The organism is Lelliottia wanjuensis, assembly GCF_030238365.1.
Classification (GTDB): Bacteria; Pseudomonadota; Gammaproteobacteria; order Enterobacterales; family Enterobacteriaceae; genus Enterobacter; species Enterobacter wanjuensis.
On record NZ_JASSOT010000055.1, the window covers coordinates 180551 to 197049 of the forward strand.

The window sequence follows — 16499 nt, forward strand, 5'->3', positions numbered from 1 at the left end:
AAATTGGTTGTTGGCGAACCGGCGAAATGAGGTCAAGTTTCGAGTTTCGAAGTAGGTAGGGATGAGGTGTATGAAGCCAAACCGGCGCGTCTTCATCATTACCTGGTATGTCTAACCCAAAATCTATTTTTGGTTGTTTGACGTGGCCATGATGTAGGAGTTATTCAGTTGCCTGAGCTGTAGATCTGCCCGGTTGAGCAGGTCTCGGGACAGCTGTTGATCCTGCGGGGAATTTTGCAGTTGCCGGATTAATTCTTCAACTGGCACGCTTTCGTTTAAGGACTTTGATATAGAGAACACAGCCGTTTTAAGCTCACTAACGGTCAGATATTTGCCCTTCTTCTCATCGAGTTGATTAAGTCTGTCCTGAAGCGTCTGAAGTTCAGATACTCCCCTGTACCAACCTGAGATGGTGGCATTGGGCAAACTGTTGGCTTGCAGCTTTGACCGCCAGTCCGCCGACAGCTCCTCTGCAAATTTGGCGTTAGGGTAAAGATGGCGAGTTTGTTCTACCAACTGATTACCGTATTGCAATGGCCAATACGGTGGAAGAGTGCTCAGTTCGTTCAGACGGGAAGCTAATTGTTTGGCGTAGGTATCACTGGATTCAAGCCACGTCGGAGCGTCCTGGCGTAGCTGATCGACAGCCGGAAGAGGCATGCTGGTCGGTAAAGCTGCGAGAGAGTTGTTCAACGCATCTTCTCCGGGGTGGCTGAATACTATTGGCGTAAAAATATAGGCGGCTATGCCCAGTACGGCAGCTGTTAAAATACCGCCGAAGTAAGCCACTAATGGAGTGACCCAGGAGGCTGATTTTCTGATTACTTCAACTTCAACTGCTGGTTCAGAATTAACCACATATACCCAGCGCTGACTATTCTGCCTTTCTACCCTAACTGGTAGTGCTACGTCTGTTAGATTGCTCTCTGTCTGGCTTGAGGGGACATCGCTGTTCTCCAGCCTGATGGTTGTATTTTGCAACATCTGACGAAGCGGCTCAAATCCGCTTGCATTGTGGAGTTCGAGCCGTTGCAAGGCTTCACCTGTTGAGCTCAAAAGCTTTATGCCCTGGTTCAGGCCTGGTAAATCCTCCCTCTGAAGGGAAAAAGTCCGGAACAGCTGCTGAAGACGTTTACTCAGGCTGCTGAGTATTTCTATTCTGGCATGTGCAGAAGCGGGCCACATTGCTGACCATTGATAGCGTATCAGGGCATCCAGAATCGCCATACCTTCATTGAAACCCTGTATACCTGCCTGCTGTGCCCTTGCCAGGGTATACCACGCCGCCGTCTGAAGCTCGACACCATTGGTATCGAAAAGATTTAATGCCAGTTTTTCAACATTCCCCCAGTTCACATCCGGACGGGCAGGATGGGATATTTTAGCGAGCTCTTCACGTAGCACTGAATAATCAGGCATTGTGCGTGGATCGTTTCCGGTCTTAAGGTGGCGTTCGGTTGTGTGGGACATTGTGAAATCCGTATCGAATGAGGGTCTAAGTTGATTAGATAAACTGATGGTTTTCCAGATGCTGCTGTTGTTTCAAATGCCTGATCATCACTTTACCCTCTGGCATAAACTCGGTCCCATACCGTACAAGTCCGATACCTCTCAGTTCCGCATCGATGGCGTAGCGCAACTCCCCGGGCACTTGCTGTTCGAGTAAAGTTACATTGAGGGACTGCAAACGGGGTTCATACTTGAGCAGGACACCGGCCAGCGTTTCGATCAGCTCGTGGGCTGTCCCGGGCATGCCTTGCAGAATTTTGGTCATATCGGGTAAGCCATAATCTGGCAGATGGGATACGGTACCGGCCCGGGCGTTCAAAATTCGCTGGATGTTATCCAGTACGGATAAAATGACCTGGTCTTCTTCGTTTACAACTTCAAGGGGAAGATCCCCTGTAAAGTTGCCCGTAAGAATTTCATACAATGAAGGTGATTTTCGGTCCATATTGATTTTTTTCCACACTCTATGCTGGTAATGGATAAGGCAAATCAATTTCGGGTGCGTCTGATAACCAACGGCCTGATTTTTTCATTAAATACCCCAAAATCTCATCATTAGTTAAATTGACGTCAGACATTGAATCATTTTTGAACCAGTCTTCAGGATAGTAGAATAGGTCTGAGGCACGTGGCTCTGAGAAATTCAATTCTATCAGACTAAGAGCATAACCTTGTAAGGCCTCATTACCTTCAGCTGTACTTATAAATTCTATTATTTGTTTCGCCTCACGGAAAGATAAGTCCTCTTGATATTTAGCTTGATAAAGGGCCGTCTTAACAAAATTTTCTGTGGAAATCCATGAGTGGTAGTCACGAAAATCGCTAAATTCAAACTTAGAAACAGCAGAAATATTCCATTTTTCTATCAATGCATTCACTTTGCTAGATTTTTTGTCGGACCCAGTATCTATGAGATTCGTTAATTCTTCTGCAATTGCTGTCATAGATTGCATTTTATCATGATGGATTTCAGAGGGGTTTAATCTAACTGGCAATGGCATAATAACCTCATATACATTACTGTCTTGCTAATTTATAGCTTAAGACCGCTGTGCGGTAGCCCTGTTGTTGTTCTATTCATGATTTTGTTTGACTTATGAATTTTTGAATAAAGGAAGCCCTTGGGATTTCCTCCATTTAATTACTTCATTCAATGCACCTTCTGGTGAATCATTTTCAGGTGTAGCTGGATAGTATATAAAGTCACTAACTTCTCCGGTTCCAACTAGTACAGTCAGAATATCAAGGAGACTATCCAAGTAAATTTCTAGCTCGTCACCCTTGAGTGATGGCGATGATCTATGACTTGCATAAAACTCATCCAGTAATTTCTTAAATTCACTTTCGGTGTAACATTCCAATTTCTCTTTAACATTATTAATATCAATCATAATAGGCTCCCTCATTCCCCGTAATGAATGAATTTATGAAGTTTTGGCGTTGTAATTCGCAAATTATCGATATCATACACTCCACCACCTTCTTCAATAGGTTTTATGTGATGTATTTCAAACTTCTTAATTACTTGTTTTGGTCCTACATAATGTCCAGCAAATGGGGCTGTTGGTGCTTTCCCCTCTTGCATCGCCTCTAAATTACCGTTACTAAACTGTTTAGAAAGCTCTGGATCTTTACTAATTTCCAACCACAAATCCTCTCTGAACTCCCTGAAGTCTTTGTATTTCCTACCCCTGAGTTTATCAGCAATATGGGCTGGAATTTTAGCACCTTCCCCGCTGTTGGTAACTGATAAATCCAGCCACAGTTTTCCATTTTCAATTTGAGCACCATTACCCGTAGCTGTGCCTGCTTGATTTCTCAGGTCATCTTTCAGATAAACATAAATCGGCTTAATCCCGGAGTCAGCAGGGAAGACCAGTATGTAATCGTTAAGATCGCGTTCATCCGGCACCGGGAATGGTGGGGTCGTGTATTCATCTTTGCCGTCAGGAATTGGCGTGACGAGTATTGTAGCCTGGTCTATTGGCTTGATGTCGCTGCCGGTATGTGAGGGAAGATCACTGCCTTCAGGTCTCTCAGGCGTCCAGGTAATCAGCGGACCATCGGCACCGTGAGCTGGAGTGAACTCGTATTGATTATGCTCACTATTCCACACCATGTTTGCCGTACGGACACCTTCATACGGGGTACCTTCACCCGTATGGACGCCATAGACCCGCATGTTGCCCTGCTCATCCTGGCGCCAGAAGAACCTCACCCGGGTTGTTGCTTTTGCCCCGGTGATGGCTTTCTGCCGCAGCTCTTCCTCGTACCAGAATTCATCCCGGCCAGGAACCCTGTCACTCCCCTCGCCCGCAGATGGAACGTAGAGCGCGGACATCATCGCTCCGACATACGGAATTCCCCGGGCCGCGCCCAATACGCCGGTCAGGGACCATTCCCCCCAGACCTGGGTCATCACGCCCGTAGCAGCCCCAAGAGCAAGCGGTGCAGCCGTTGCCTGAGCTGGAGCACTTGCGCCCCCGGTGTCAGGCTTACGTTTTTTGGCTGACTGGGCATGCTGAACGACTTCATCATCTGCATGCTCATGCTCATGCTCATGCTGATGACCATAACCGCAGCAGTCGTCCTCGACAGGCTGGGCAAAAATTGTCATCTGTCCAAAGTTATCAACGGGCTCTTCGGCAGTACCGGCATCCGTGCAACCTTTCTCCTTCAGGCAGGATTTTGCATACACCGGCGTCACCCACGGGGTGAGCGTTTCGGGATTGAATTCTCGCATGGTCGCTGGAGGCGGCAAGGATACGGCCTCCGTAGGTTTAGCACTGGCCGATGCAGCCATCGTCCGCTTCACTTTGCGCAAATACGACGCTGTCGTGCCGTATTCGACCTTCCCGGCCTCAAGCTTCAGGTAACTGCCACCACCAATTAGGGTGATACGTTTTTTTCCGGCAAAGGAGATGTCACTCGCTGAGCTCAGCGTCAGCTTCTTCTCAGCAAATAACCGCATACTGGCGTTTTGCGCCTGGACATCGATTGGCCCTTCTCCGGATTTCAGGCTCAGTTGACCGGTGCGGGCAAAGAGCCCCAGCTTCTCCCCGGTCAAAGCGGTCGCATTGCCCATCACGCCAACACTGAAGTCTTCTCCGGCGTTAAGCGCAAGGTTCCGGCCAGCGGCCAGCTGCATATCTTCACCGCTGGTCAAAGCCATGCCTTCCGGCGCTGAGAAAAGCACCGCTTCATTGAGCGGTTTCAGGCGCTGCTCAAACATCTGTATCTGGCTGTCGACATCCCCCTTCAGCGCCAGGGCCTTTTCTGCGGCCATTTCCAGCTGTTGCAGTTGCTGATTAAGCCTGTCGATTTCCTTCAGCGCGGCATCCATGTCCAGAGCATCACCCTGCGCTTTCGCCTGGGCATCCGCAGCGACAAAGAGTCCCTTTCCTGCTCTCAGGGTTCCCCACTCATCGGTGCGCAGCTCTGTGCCTTTACCGCGCAGTTGTCCCTTGCTGTCCACCAGGTTTCCGCTGTTGAGCTGCGTCTTGCCGTATTCCGTGGCGAGTTTGATGTGCTCTTCACCACGCTTGTCTTCCATGCGTAATTTTGAGTTGGCAGGCGTCCGGAGGATGTTCCGGGTGTGATTGTCCCGGTTCACGAGGTCGGGATGTTCGGAGTCGTGCAAAGCATAGGCGATGTACGGCAGATCAATATCACCGTTGCTGTACGCAATCGCCACTTCGGTGCCATCGATGAGCGGCGTATGCCAGCCCAGCGTTTCACCGGCATAAGGTTTCGCCATCCGCAGCCACAGGTAACCGTAACCGGCTTCCGTCCCCTCCCGGTCGAAGTCCAGTTTCACCCGATAGCGCCCCTGCTCGTCCAGGTGTGCGTAGGTATCATTTTTTTCGCGACTTTCGATCCGGGCAGGAAGCGTACCCGGGATGACCGGGCGAGGGATCTCTACCGGACGGAAGCAATAACGTTCGGTGTAAGGCAGGCCCCAGACTGACACATGCAGACGGGAATCACGGGCACCACGGAAGGTCACCAGCGTGAGGATCACGCCTTCTTGCAGGGCCGTAATGACGTCGCCCTGCGGCTCCAGCACCTGCCCGGGGGTGAGGTGTGCAGCATTGCTGAACAGGTGAATGCGGGCCGACCTGTTGAGCTCCCGCTCGTGGTGAAGTCGGGCGTAGAACGCGCCGGTTTCGGTTTCGGTTTCCGGCTCCGGGTTGGTATCATCACCGGCTTCACGATAAGGTGCCGCGTAACGGTAATGCTCCCCGGTGGTGACCGCATCATTACGCACGCTGACCGCCGCATTCATCGGCGTAGTGGCTGTCCGGTAGTTGTAATCACGCGTGGTGACAGTGCCGGTGGCAATGTTGTGCCAGGTCCGCACATCCCAGACCGATTCTGCTGCGCCGTCGAACAACCCCGAGGGCTCGCTGTAGGGCAACTGCACATCAAACTGGTAGTTAAGCTGGCTGTCGGCAAGTATGTAGGTATCCAGACCGCGCACGTCGTCCATCATCGTGCGCCAGTAAATGCCCACCTCAGACAGAATGCGCTGGATGAATTGCAGATCCGTCTCCTGCCACTGAGTGATAATTTCACGGGGTGGGTACGTATGCTCCAGTCTGAATTCAAAATCAGGACCTTCCAGACCGTGTTTACGCAGCACCTGCTCAACCACCTCAGGAACGGACTGGTTCTGATATACCGCGCACTGTCGGGTGTATCCCAGGAGCGCCAGGCGCGAACTGAGCGTAAGCCGGTAGTGAGACTGGTCCTTTGATGTGGAAAGCCATTCCAGGCGGGTCACCATGCCGTGAACACTTTTACCACTCCGCATCCGGAAAGAGGCATATTTCATCAGCACAGCTTCCGGGGGGATGTTCGCCTGAAGCGTGGTGAACTCGATGTCCCAGCTGAACGGTTCGCTCAGTGCTTCCCTGCCGTAAAAGCGCAGAACATCCGGCTTCACTGAACTGTCATTGATATCCAGAAAATATCGGGTCTGTCCGTCAAAAAGCGCTAACCAGTTATCCATCACTTCACTCCTTCACCGGCACGAGGCTGAGCCAGCCATCACCCAGTTCAATCGTGCGGGGTTTGTCCGGGTCCAGGTCGTCACGGGTCAGCACCAGGCGCCAGCGGTTGTCCTTCTGATCCGGGCGGTTGAACAATCCCACCACAGCCACGAACTGAGCGTCTTCATCCATGGGCATATTGAGTGTCACGCTGCCTTTGGGCATCACCAGCAGCGATTTTGACGCCAGTACGTCGTCTTTGAGTACCGTATCGGCATTACGCAACAGTGTCTGGTAATCGGCGGCATCAACCGCTTTACGATCCTTGAGCTGATAAACCCGCACCATCGTCGCCAGCGGTGTCTGTGCGCCATCGGCGTTAATGGCCGTACGCGGGGTAAAATCCAGATGCAGCGTTTTAATTTTTTTGTAGAAGATGGATTTCGTGATGCTGACCGTACCGTCCGTGACAGTCTGAGTCAGACCGCAGCCAGCGAGCAGGCTACAGGCAATAAGCGTCAGCGCCCACCAGCGGGTTACTGTTGCCATTCAAAAGTTCCTTTATTGAGAGTGGGAGTACGTGATTATTCGAAGCGGTAGTGCCCGTCTTCAGCGGACGGTAACGCAGAACATTGCAACCCTTCATAGCAGCCCAGATTGACGGTCAGACTCTCCCGACTATTGCTGAGCTTGCCAGCTTTCAGGCCCAGCAAACCGGTGCGGCCCAGCTGGATACGTCTTCCTTTCCCAAGGCGAGGCTCAGGCAGCAATCGTACGGGTATGGTGAGACGCAGTCGGGCGTCACTGCGGTAGCCGAGATAAACGCGCAGCAGGACCAGCAAATCGGTATGGAGAAAACCACCAGGTAACCACCCTTCTGCTTCCTCCGGATCTTCTGTCTCCAGTGTCACCAGTACCCGACTGCATGCTTCTTTTGCCGTTTTACCCAGCGTGGCTCGCTGAGAAAGACGGATCCGATTTTGGGCACCCAGTCCGCTGCGGTTATCGATATGGACCTTAACCGGGTCGGGTTCGGTGATAATTGCCCGGGTATTCGGTGCCAGCAGACTCACCAGGGCCCGGATGCCCTCTGCATTGCGGGTGGGTAATCGCATGGTGCCCAGCAAGGCCAGAAAGCGGGAAACCGGCGTTGCCACCTGCTCAGCCGTGCCCGGTATACCGAGCCCCACCAGCCCCAACAGACACTGTGATGTGGCATCACGGCCACCTGCCTCGAAGGTGGCCGGATAGGCGTATTTTCGCCAGATCCGATAGTACTGGGTGGTGATTCGGTGGCTGAAAATATCCAAAAACGAGGTGACCGCCTCGTGCCCTTCGCGGCGCTGCGCAATGTCGTCCAGATAGGACGTTGGCAGAGGGGAGTCGACGCCATACATCCCCAAAAATGTCGTACGGACCGTTGGGGGCAATGTCGGGTTGTCTTCGTCGGTCTCCACCGCTTTGAGGGTACTGACCGGGAATCCCATACCAGGCCAGGGTCTGAATCGTACCGGATCGTTGGCCGGATGGCTGGTGGTGCCCAGTTTCGGCGCGTCCGGATTTTCCTGCTCCAGCAGCTGGCAGAAACGATAAAAATTGGCCCGCCAGATATCTTTGCTCAGGACTAATGTCAGCCCGGTACGTGCTGGCTGTGATTCTCGCGCCATCTCAGTCGTTTTCCTGTCGGTTGCAGCACCAGCGTGAGCTGGTTATAGAGGTGAATATCCGCGTAGAGCGCGAAGAAGCGATGCAGCATCTCGCCGAAGAGATTCACATCGCCTTCGCCTGCAAAATTGTCCATGTTCAGCGTGACTTCTATGTCCACGCCCCGAAGCATAAAGCCCTTCTCAAAGCGTCGGATCAGGGTGTGCTTCACCGCGACGATAGCTTCGAGCCGACGGCGGTTCATTTCATCATCGGTCCAGTCGTACAGCGCCAGTGTTCCGCGCAGCACCTCAGGATTGTCCATCATGCTGAGGAAGTTTGAGCCGAGGTGGCTCATCACTCGCCAGTGAAAACGGTCGTTGGCGGGCGGGTACAGCGGCATTGTCGGCGCGGAGACGTTCAGTACCCTGACGGGCACCTTCCCGGTTTTGACCACCCTGTCCAGCAGGGTACTTTCCAGTGCCTTACGCGGAAGCTGACCATTGGTACCGGTGATCCGCATCGAGAGCGACTCTGGTTTCTCAGACAGCTGCTCCAGTTCGAACGAGCGGCCGCCGAGGATCAACCAGGTGTCATACAGCCCGGAGGGACCCCGCTTCACACGGGTATGGAAATAACGCTCTGGTGCATCGTGGCGCATCATTCCGCCACGGTGCCGGAAGCTGGTGAAGGGCACATAGGGGTGTTTGCCATTCTTCACCGCGCCATGAATATTATCGACGCTGTAAATCTCGGTGTGACCATCCTGAAGACGCAACGGCCTGAGCAGGTATTCGTTATCCAGCGGGTTAAGCGTCAGCGGGTCGGCTTCCAGGGTGAAGAGGTTGATGACCGGCGCACAGTGCAGGCGGAAGTTTTCCGTCTCAAAAGGCAGATCGGATGACCAGGCCTCACTGAGCACGATGTCGATTTCAAACCAGGAGCTGGCTTCAGTGAGTCCGATGGTGTCGAGACCGCGCAGCTCAACAAACATAAATTTCGGACGGAAGCTGAAATATTCCAGCAGCAGCTGGTAGCCGCTGAAGGCTGTATCTGCTTTCTTCCACAGGCCGTCATTGTCATCAAAGCCCATGGGTTTGCACCAGCCATCAAACTGATGGCGTTCGGTGTATGTCCCTGCATGGCGGGCATACATGGCGTGGACGCGACGGGTCATTGCCAGATGCAGTGCTGAACTGATCGGACTCTCTGCGTTGAGGAATATGGCGACTTTGTCGATCCCGGCTTTACTCCAGTCCACTTTTTCCGGGCATTCGAAGCGCAGACGGATAGCAGAGCGGCCATCGGTTTCAGTATGCAGGCGGGCGTCCGCAAGATGCAGTGGTTGCAGGGGAACATCGCGGGTCGTCCGATACTGGCAGGCGGTTTTATGCGGTCCCACAGGGCGTGAAAGCACGGAGAAGCCTTCAGCCAGCATTTCGGCCTGACGCAGGCCACGCCAGTCTGGCGAGAATTCGACGATGGCCAGCGACGGGATGGTCCGCATATAGTGCGGCCACAGCAGACTCACCAGCCCTTCGGTCAGTTCCGGCAGGTCATCATCCAGTTTTTCACGCAAACGGCCCATCAGGAAGGCGAAGCCTTCAAACAGACGTTCTACATAGGGATCGCGGGCGCCGGGTTTATCCAGATTAAGCATCGCTGCCCGATCAGGATGGGCTCGGGCAAACTCTTTACCCGCCTCACGCAGGTAGCGCATCTCAGCTTCGTAATAGCGAAGGGTTAAATCATCCATATTTTATTAATTACCCCGAGCAGAACGTAGAAATTTTTGAGTGAATGCATAAACATCTTCTGCATCTTCGTGAGTAAAAGGTGTATTTTCATGTGCGGATTTATTCCCAAACAACCTGGTTAGCTGTGCCAGGTGGTATATATCAGGGCGATTCTCACCACGCTCCGCCTCCGGAGGGAAAATATATCGAATCTTAAAACTCAATTCTTTACCCTTCAGCTCATCTAACGAAGATACATTGTCCGCCTTTGGTTTTATTTTGCTATTTGACACTTCAATATCAACAACATCTATCATTTTATTTATCGTAATTTCAACAACCTTCCTGCACAGCAATGCAACTGCGTCATAGCAAGCATGGCTCATGCAGGTATCGACCTGGTTCATAAATTTATTAATTTCAGACTCGGGAGGGGAAACACTCCATAAATACCATTTACCCTCCCCCTTCCGGTCAAATTCAATATTATTCCTAAACAACACCGAGACATTCCCTGTTTGATCTGCGTGTTTTTCGAGAGTATTTTCATCCATTAATGGGCCATCCTGTGGATAGGTAAGGTTCCCACTGACAAAACGCCTGCAATTTGCACACTGGGCGGCAAAAGACGTAACACCACTATCACCATAGCGATCATACAAAGGTGCCCAACCCACGATGTTTAGTCGCGTTGCCTCATGGCACATTGGGCAGTTTTTAATAATGTGATATGTCATTAACTTTCCCAGCTATAGATAGCATTGGCTCATTTCTTTTTATCCGCACAACACCATTGCACGCGCCGGATCGATGGCGATCAGACCCGCCAGTAGCGTATCCATCTCAGGCATCAGACGGGCTTTATCGGATTCGCTGCGACCGGCTTTCAGGCGCAGCAGTTTCAGGCGGCGAGCCTGGACTTCAAACAACAGAGCGGGTTCCCAGTCTTCCAGTGTCAGCTGTGGTGCGCTGCTGGTCAGTTCGCCAAGCAGATGAAGCGCCATATCGTTTCGTCCATACTGTTCTGCCACCCGGGCCATCAGCAGGCGTATCAGCCAGCGATGGCGTGGTGTGTCCATCCCCGGTCGGGACTGAAGCCAGGCAAGCGCCGCTTCGGGTCCTTCCGCGTCACCTTTTTCCATCGCTTCGGATTCAAGAAGCAGCACATCGTCAGACTGGCTATTAACAACGGTGGCCGGTTCATCACCGTACAGCAGGCCTTCCTCATTCACTTTTTCAGCGATCCAGGCGGTGGTGACTTCATCAGCGAAGGGAGTTCCGTCATTCCATGCCAGCCCTTCAAGGCCCGGAAGGCGCTGAAGGAGGAGCCGCAGATCGAGAAGAACGGAGTCTGTCCAGGCATCCCACGGGTGACCGGCATGACTGAGCCCCTGCCAGAGATACCACTGGAGATCGAGCCAGAAATGATTCACTCCCTCGCAAAACATCTGGCTGGCCTGCTCAACCAGTTCAGTCCAGTTTTTCTGAAGGTAGAGCCGCTTGAGTTGAGCCCGGTACTCGGCCTTCGGCGGTACCAGACGGGTGCGCCCGCTGCTGTCCAGCGGAGGGATTTGATCGACCGTGTCCCATCGCACAGTCTTAATCAGCCGGTGAGAGGCAAGCCAGCCCTGCGGCTGTTCACTCAGCCAGCGGGAAAGTAACTTTGCCTGGTCGAGCAAATCGCGGCCAGATTTCACGGCTGACAGCTGCGGTGAATCTGAGTGGACCTGTTCACGTCCATGCTCCTGGGCGCTGCTGTTCTGGGGGACCAACGCCTCCATACCGCCTGAGCGAGCCAGGCGGTTTTCCAGTGCAGTACACAGGCCAGCAAAAGACGGCTTTTCAGCTTCCGGCCAGTTGGAAACGGCAGACTCAAGCAGGTTTATGGCGCCGACCGTCAGACCGGCATCATGACTGTCGACTTCCGGCCATAAAGAGAGTGTGTCGATAATTTTTGTACTGTTCAGCCATTCCAGGGCCGCTTTACGGGCAACCGGGCGTTGTGGATGACAGGCCTGCCCAAAGCGGGTCAACATCGCGACAAGAAGCAGTAAGCCCTCAGACAAGCCTTTTTCGCCGTCGCGGCTGAGGCGTGCCTGAACATACCAGGTGACAACACGAATATCTTTGGCGCTTTCGCAAAGACACGTCCGGGCCAGTTCGCACAACCGTGCTGAATCGGTACCCGAAAGCTTATTAATCTCTTCACGCATCAGCTGAAAATTATCATCGTATGCGGGATCGTCGCCGGTTTCAGGGCCGGAGGTGAACGGGTGCAGCCAGTTATCCCAGAGCGACAGGGCGTCATTTGCCCGGGAGAGGAGACGCTGCCTTTCTTCTTCGCTGGAGGCGCAGGCGGTTAACAGATCTTCCGGTGAACTCATTCTTTATCCCGTTTGTTAGTCTCTTTCATAAATCTCACGACCGCTTCCAGAGAATCGTCGTCCTTGCCATTGACGATTTGCGGTGGCTTCCATTTCAGCAACATACTTTTCTCTTCACCCTGAGTGGGTTTGCCCTTCCAGTAGCTTTGCCAGTGGGCTTTTCGGATATGGGGACGAAGGCGCCGATGGGGCGCGGAGGATCTGCCCCCTGAGGGACTTGCTTCCGATACTCGCGGTGCCTGTCTGAGCGCCGAACCGGCCCGGACACCCGCAAAAATTTGCACGGGCTTATCCGGAGGAATGAAGCGCTGATGCTTTCCGACGCGCCTGGGGGCTGGCCGGACGGGTTTCCCCTGCCTGCCCCATTCACTGTTCTCAGAGCAGAGCCAGAACAGCACCGGCAGTACCGCGTTCCAGAATCCATGGATCCCCTTCTCCTGCTGGCTGATGGCCGTGGAAACAGGGTTGGTTAGGGCGAGGTACTCCATCCCTAATGGAATGTGCTCCCGGGAAAGCGGATCCTGAGCCAGCGTCAGGGCGAGCAGCGCATCAGTCTGGTTATCATGATCGGCAAGGGTGAAGAAAGCGCCCATCAGGGCGCCCTGACCTTCGGCAAAGACCGTGTCAGCCGGAAAATCGAGCCAGAATCCCCAGAACGGCAGGCGGCGAAGCATTTCACCTGACAGAGCATCTGTCTGACGGGTTTCACCCAGGATCCGAAAGAGGGATTCATCGCAGTGAAGGAGTGTTTTACCGGTACGCCAGGCCGCAAGCGCCATATAAACGATATGTGGCGGGAAACGCTTCATGAGCACGGGGCTAAGAAACCCTTCCTTTGGCGCCGGATTATGCTTCAGCCAGTCACTGATCCAGGCCCGACACTGCCGAAAGGTCATAAACTGCCAGGGGGCCGGTGATTCAGGCTCTCGCCATTTATCCACCTTGCTGAAAATACCCGGAGACCAGCCTTCCACCTGTTTTGCGAAAGCGAGTGCCGGATGAAGTTTCCCGCCCATCGTTACTGGCGCTCTTCTGCGCCAGCGGCGACGTTAAAGATAGCGTTGGGCAGCGTGAATCCCTGTAGCTTCAGCAAGGCAAGCGGACCGTTGCCGAGCTCACTGCGCATCACAAACTTCAGAGGGTTGCCGTCGGCGGTGATCCACACCAGTTGCGTCCGGCTGCCATCAAGCGGGGTGATGAGAGCCTTGTCCAGCAGGCGAATGAAACCCCAGTTACCCTGATTGTTAGCATAGAGCTGCATACCACTGTTCACGCTCCGCCAGCTGAGCGACACGCCTGGATACCAGGTATTCCCCGGCCAGGTGAAGCTCTGCCAGCTTTCCATCTGGTTGAAGTAATCCAGGTTTTGCTCATCAAGGGTAAGCTGCACTCTGGCAACATCCCGCGAAGGACGCGCCATCAGTTCGAAGTGAACCCCTGCATCGCCCTGCGAGAACACGATATCTGACAGTTCTGCCAGCTGGTTAATCGCCTGAAGGAAATCCGGGCTCACCACCATTCCCTGACTTGCGGAAGGGTCAACGACCCAGCGATTGCCTTCCTGATGAAGGATCCCGCCAAGATTGGTTTTCAGGAAGGTAGTGATTCGACCCGAGTCGCTACGCAGGAACTGTGCCAGCAACGGCAGGGAGGCATCGCTGCCGGAGGCTTTAAACGGATACCGTCCTGCAAAGGCCTTATTCCACTGATCGACAATGGTTGTCTGCCAGCGGGCATTGAGGCTTCCCGCAGCCGGGGCAAGAACCTGCCGCCAGGCCAGATCCAGTGGTTGCACAAACAACGACTGGCCAAATCCGTTCCACTCCTGCCCCAGGCTTGCCGCAACCAGACTGCCATAATCGCGGGTGTCCGTCAGATCGATGGCTTTACCCTGGAACACGGTCTGGGCCAGCATCTGCGACATAGCCTGCGGATCCGGGGCGCTGGTGACCTGCTGAAGCTTCAGTCGCACCTGGGTAACACGGGCAAGCCAGGACTGGAAACTGAGATTACCGTTGCTACCGGTTCCCTCTTTACCTTCCATCAGACCCATCAGCGGTCCAAATACACCATCGAGCGGACCTTTAGGGCCCTGCGCCTGTTCGATAAACTGTCTGGCATTTTTTTTCTGGCCGATCAGCTTCTTGGCTGAGTCCACTAACGAATCAGCCAGTGCCTCACCCTTTTGCCCTGTTTTACCCTGCCACGCCAGCGTGTTCATCAGAGCAACCAGCGGTGACTGGCGGACATCGCCGATCAGATTAAGTTGAGCAATCGCTTCAGAAAGTGACGTGGCTTCCTGCCACTGAATACTGTTGACCATGTTCAGCCAGGCATTACCAAAATCGGTAAAATAGCGTTCTGTCAGACGGGCTTTCAGCGCCTCCGGGGAGATATCGCTCCCTGTCTGATGCGTCTTATCCGTCAGTACCCAGTCAATTTCGTCACGGCGGGTTTTGACAACCTCGTTAATCGCATCCTGAACCTGCTCTTCCCAGGCCTGGCGCGTAAACATTCCCGGGACGACTTCGTCAGTGCTGAATACCGTTGAGGCATCGGTGTCGCCGGTCATATCTGCAAGGGTCAAATCAGGCCAGTTGCTGGCAACGCGCTTCAGCATGTCCTGGTACAACCCGGATTCAGCGTTACGCTGGCCTATCTGTTTGAGCAGGATCTGACGGACCGTGCTGATTAATTCAGCGTCGGGCTTAATTTTCCATTCCGGATGTGCCGGGAGGTTCTGTGCGTAGAAGCCCAGCAGTTTCGGTGCCAGGTCCTGCCATGTGCCATCTGGCACATTCTGCCGTTTCGGCCAGGCGACCAGTACGTTTTTTGCCAGCCAGCCTGCGTCCGCTTTATCCGGACGGGCCAGCATCAGATAACTTTTCAGCATGTCATAGGTATGCTGTGTGCCCTGCGTACGGGCATCACTGGCAGGAGGAAGTTGAACAAAGGCATTCAGCTGCTGCCTGAGACTCTCTGCGGTGGCATCCCTCATCAGCTGCGCGTTGTTTTTCGCATACAGCGGCCAGAGCGCGGCCAGCGTGTCGCTGTCCTGATTTAGACCAAAGCGGGTGTACCACGGAGCGCCGGTCACTTCACGATGTTGTAAACGGGCGATAGATTGCTGTAGTACGAGCTGGTTGTGCAGGCGTTCAGCCAGGGGTTTTGCAGTATCCGCTGCCTGTCTTGCCGTCTCTTGCGCCTCATAAATCTGAGCCCGGTTAACAACGAGCGACAGCAGAGTACCGGCTCCCCATAAAAGGATCAGGGAAAGCAGGAGTAATCGCAGCACCTTCAGCCAGTTGAAGCCCAGCTTTCTGCCGCTGACGGCATCACAGTCATCAATGATTGCCTTCCATGTCGGGGTGTCGAGACGTGTGTTCGGCACCGTTCCGGCACCGGCCAGTTCTGGACTGAACATGACCCCGCGTAAACGCCAGGCCGCAGATCCCTGCATCAGCCCGCTGAGTAAAACGGTCAGGCTTGCTTTCAGTTCGTGTCGCAGGCGCGAGGACAACTGAAGCAGGCCGTCATGTGCCGGATTATTCAGTATCTGTGCCATTCCGAATTTTTGCAGGCGTTGTGCCAGTGTAGAAAACGCTTCACGCGCCCCTTTTACCGTACCTTCCGGACCAAAAATAACCCCTGCTGGCGTCGTTTCCGCGTCCGTCTGAGCGCCTGTCGCTTTGTCTGTCAACCACAGCCAGACAGGGGCCTGCCAGCCAAGCAGATGGTCTGCTTTCTGGCGGCAACGCAAAAAGGCATCCCGTTCGCTATCCGTCGGGAGGGTTGAAGTATTCATCACCTGAATGATGACATCAAGCGGGTGATCGGGCCGCAGGCGTTTCAGTTTTGACAGGAAGATCTCATCCGGGAGTGATTGTGCGTCACCGCCATAAATCAGTACGTTGCCGTCGCCTTCCTGCCAGAGGTCATGACACAGGCCCGGAGCAGCTTTGTGAACGTCGTCCAGGTTGCCCATAACCAAAAGGAGACGCACTTTACGCTTCCAGCGGCGTCCATAGCGAAAGCGCAGGTGTTCGGACACGACGTCTTCGTTGAAAACCGGTTCATCGTCGTCTTCTTCACCAGGAATTGGGTTCGTCAACGGAGCGGCACTCTCAGCCTTTTTCTGCCCCCACTGGAAATACAACCCGGATTTACCCGCGTGGTCGAAAGCCTTTTCTATCAGCCAGCCGAGTAAAAATATCGCGGCAACCAGTATGGCGCAG

Annotated in this window: 12 protein-coding genes and 1 pseudogene; all 13 read right to left on the minus strand. The window is 53.7% G+C overall.

Annotated features, from left to right (window positions below):
- Nucleotides 1-123: 123 nt before the first annotated feature.
- Nucleotides 124-1470 carry a VasL domain-containing protein gene (locus tag QQF33_RS09595; protein WP_285157726.1) on the minus strand — a complete coding sequence of 449 codons (1347 nt, stop codon included), beginning with the start codon at nucleotides 1468-1470 and terminating at the stop codon, nucleotides 124-126.
- Nucleotides 1471-1504: 34 nt separating this feature from the next.
- On the minus strand, nucleotides 1505-1954 hold the full coding sequence (gene tssE / locus QQF33_RS09600; RefSeq protein WP_174341374.1) for a type VI secretion system baseplate subunit TssE: 450 nt from the start codon (nucleotides 1952-1954) through the stop codon (nucleotides 1505-1507).
- A 19-nt stretch (nucleotides 1955-1973) separates the two neighbouring features.
- Nucleotides 1974-2510 (minus strand): hypothetical protein, encoded by a 537-nt coding sequence (locus QQF33_RS09605; protein WP_285157727.1) that lies wholly within the window; start codon nucleotides 2508-2510, stop codon nucleotides 1974-1976.
- A 93-nt stretch (nucleotides 2511-2603) separates the two neighbouring features.
- On the minus strand, nucleotides 2604-2900 hold the full coding sequence (locus QQF33_RS09610) for a bacteriocin immunity protein (protein ID WP_285157728.1): 297 nt from the start codon (nucleotides 2898-2900) through the stop codon (nucleotides 2604-2606).
- A gap of 11 nt (nucleotides 2901-2911) precedes the next feature.
- Nucleotides 2912-4252 (minus strand): S-type pyocin domain-containing protein, encoded by a 1341-nt coding sequence (locus tag QQF33_RS09615; RefSeq protein WP_455583680.1) that lies wholly within the window; start codon nucleotides 4250-4252, stop codon nucleotides 2912-2914.
- A 12-nt stretch (nucleotides 4253-4264) separates the two neighbouring features.
- A pseudogene (locus tag QQF33_RS09620) lies at nucleotides 4265-6520 on the minus strand (type VI secretion system Vgr family protein); the annotation flags it as partial.
- A gap of 4 nt (nucleotides 6521-6524) precedes the next feature.
- Nucleotides 6525-7049, minus strand: coding sequence for a type VI secretion system lipoprotein TssJ (gene tssJ, locus QQF33_RS09625; protein WP_285157729.1), 525 nt, complete (start codon nucleotides 7047-7049; stop codon nucleotides 6525-6527).
- 35 nt (nucleotides 7050-7084) lie between these two features.
- Entirely contained in the window at nucleotides 7085-8167 is a 1083-nt protein-coding gene (tssG, locus tag QQF33_RS09630) for a type VI secretion system baseplate subunit TssG (protein ID WP_285157730.1), read from the minus strand.
- Complete coding sequence (gene tssF / locus QQF33_RS09635) at nucleotides 8131-9900, minus strand: type VI secretion system baseplate subunit TssF (protein ID WP_285157731.1); 1770 nt, start codon at nucleotides 9898-9900, stop codon at nucleotides 8131-8133. The genes tssG and tssF overlap by 37 nt, the downstream gene beginning before the upstream one ends.
- A 6-nt stretch (nucleotides 9901-9906) precedes the next feature.
- Nucleotides 9907-10617, minus strand: coding sequence for a hypothetical protein (locus QQF33_RS09640; RefSeq protein ID WP_285157732.1), 711 nt, complete (start codon nucleotides 10615-10617; stop codon nucleotides 9907-9909).
- 39 nt (nucleotides 10618-10656) lie between these two features.
- Nucleotides 10657-12264, minus strand: coding sequence for a type VI secretion system protein TssA (gene tssA, locus QQF33_RS09645; protein ID WP_285157733.1), 1608 nt, complete (start codon nucleotides 12262-12264; stop codon nucleotides 10657-10659).
- Complete coding sequence (locus QQF33_RS09650) at nucleotides 12261-13280, minus strand: AcrVA2 family anti-CRISPR protein (protein WP_285157734.1); 1020 nt, start codon at nucleotides 13278-13280, stop codon at nucleotides 12261-12263. The genes tssA and QQF33_RS09650 overlap by 4 nt, the downstream gene beginning before the upstream one ends.
- A gap of 2 nt (nucleotides 13281-13282) precedes the next feature.
- Nucleotides 13283-16499: ImcF-related family protein (locus QQF33_RS09655; RefSeq protein ID WP_285157735.1), on the minus strand; the 3217-nt coding region annotated here is incomplete at its 5' end.

What these genes read in the sequence shown, in the direction of transcription:
- QQF33_RS09595 (WP_285157726.1), bottom strand. Translation starts at nt 1,470, where the DNA reads ATGTCCCACACAACCGAACGCCACCTTAAGACCGGAAACGATCCACGC.
- tssE (WP_174341374.1), bottom strand. Translation starts at nt 1,954, where the DNA reads ATGGACCGAAAATCACCTTCATTGTATGAAATTCTTACGGGCAACTTT.
- QQF33_RS09605 (WP_285157727.1), bottom strand. Translation starts at nt 2,510, where the DNA reads ATGCCATTGCCAGTTAGATTAAACCCCTCTGAAATCCATCATGATAAA.
- QQF33_RS09610 (WP_285157728.1), bottom strand. Translation starts at nt 2,900, where the DNA reads ATGATTGATATTAATAATGTTAAAGAGAAATTGGAATGTTACACCGAA.
- QQF33_RS09615 (WP_455583680.1), bottom strand. Translation starts at nt 4,252, where the DNA reads ATGCGAGAATTCAATCCCGAAACGCTCACCCCGTGGGTGACGCCGGTG.
- tssJ (WP_285157729.1), bottom strand. Translation starts at nt 7,049, where the DNA reads ATGGCAACAGTAACCCGCTGGTGGGCGCTGACGCTTATTGCCTGTAGC.
- tssG (WP_285157730.1), bottom strand. Translation starts at nt 8,167, where the DNA reads ATGGCGCGAGAATCACAGCCAGCACGTACCGGGCTGACATTAGTCCTG.
- tssF (WP_285157731.1), bottom strand. Translation starts at nt 9,900, where the DNA reads ATGGATGATTTAACCCTTCGCTATTACGAAGCTGAGATGCGCTACCTG.
- QQF33_RS09640 (WP_285157732.1), bottom strand. Translation starts at nt 10,617, where the DNA reads ATGACATATCACATTATTAAAAACTGCCCAATGTGCCATGAGGCAACG.
- tssA (WP_285157733.1), bottom strand. Translation starts at nt 12,264, where the DNA reads ATGAGTTCACCGGAAGATCTGTTAACCGCCTGCGCCTCCAGCGAAGAA.
- QQF33_RS09650 (WP_285157734.1), bottom strand. Translation starts at nt 13,280, where the DNA reads ATGGGCGGGAAACTTCATCCGGCACTCGCTTTCGCAAAACAGGTGGAA.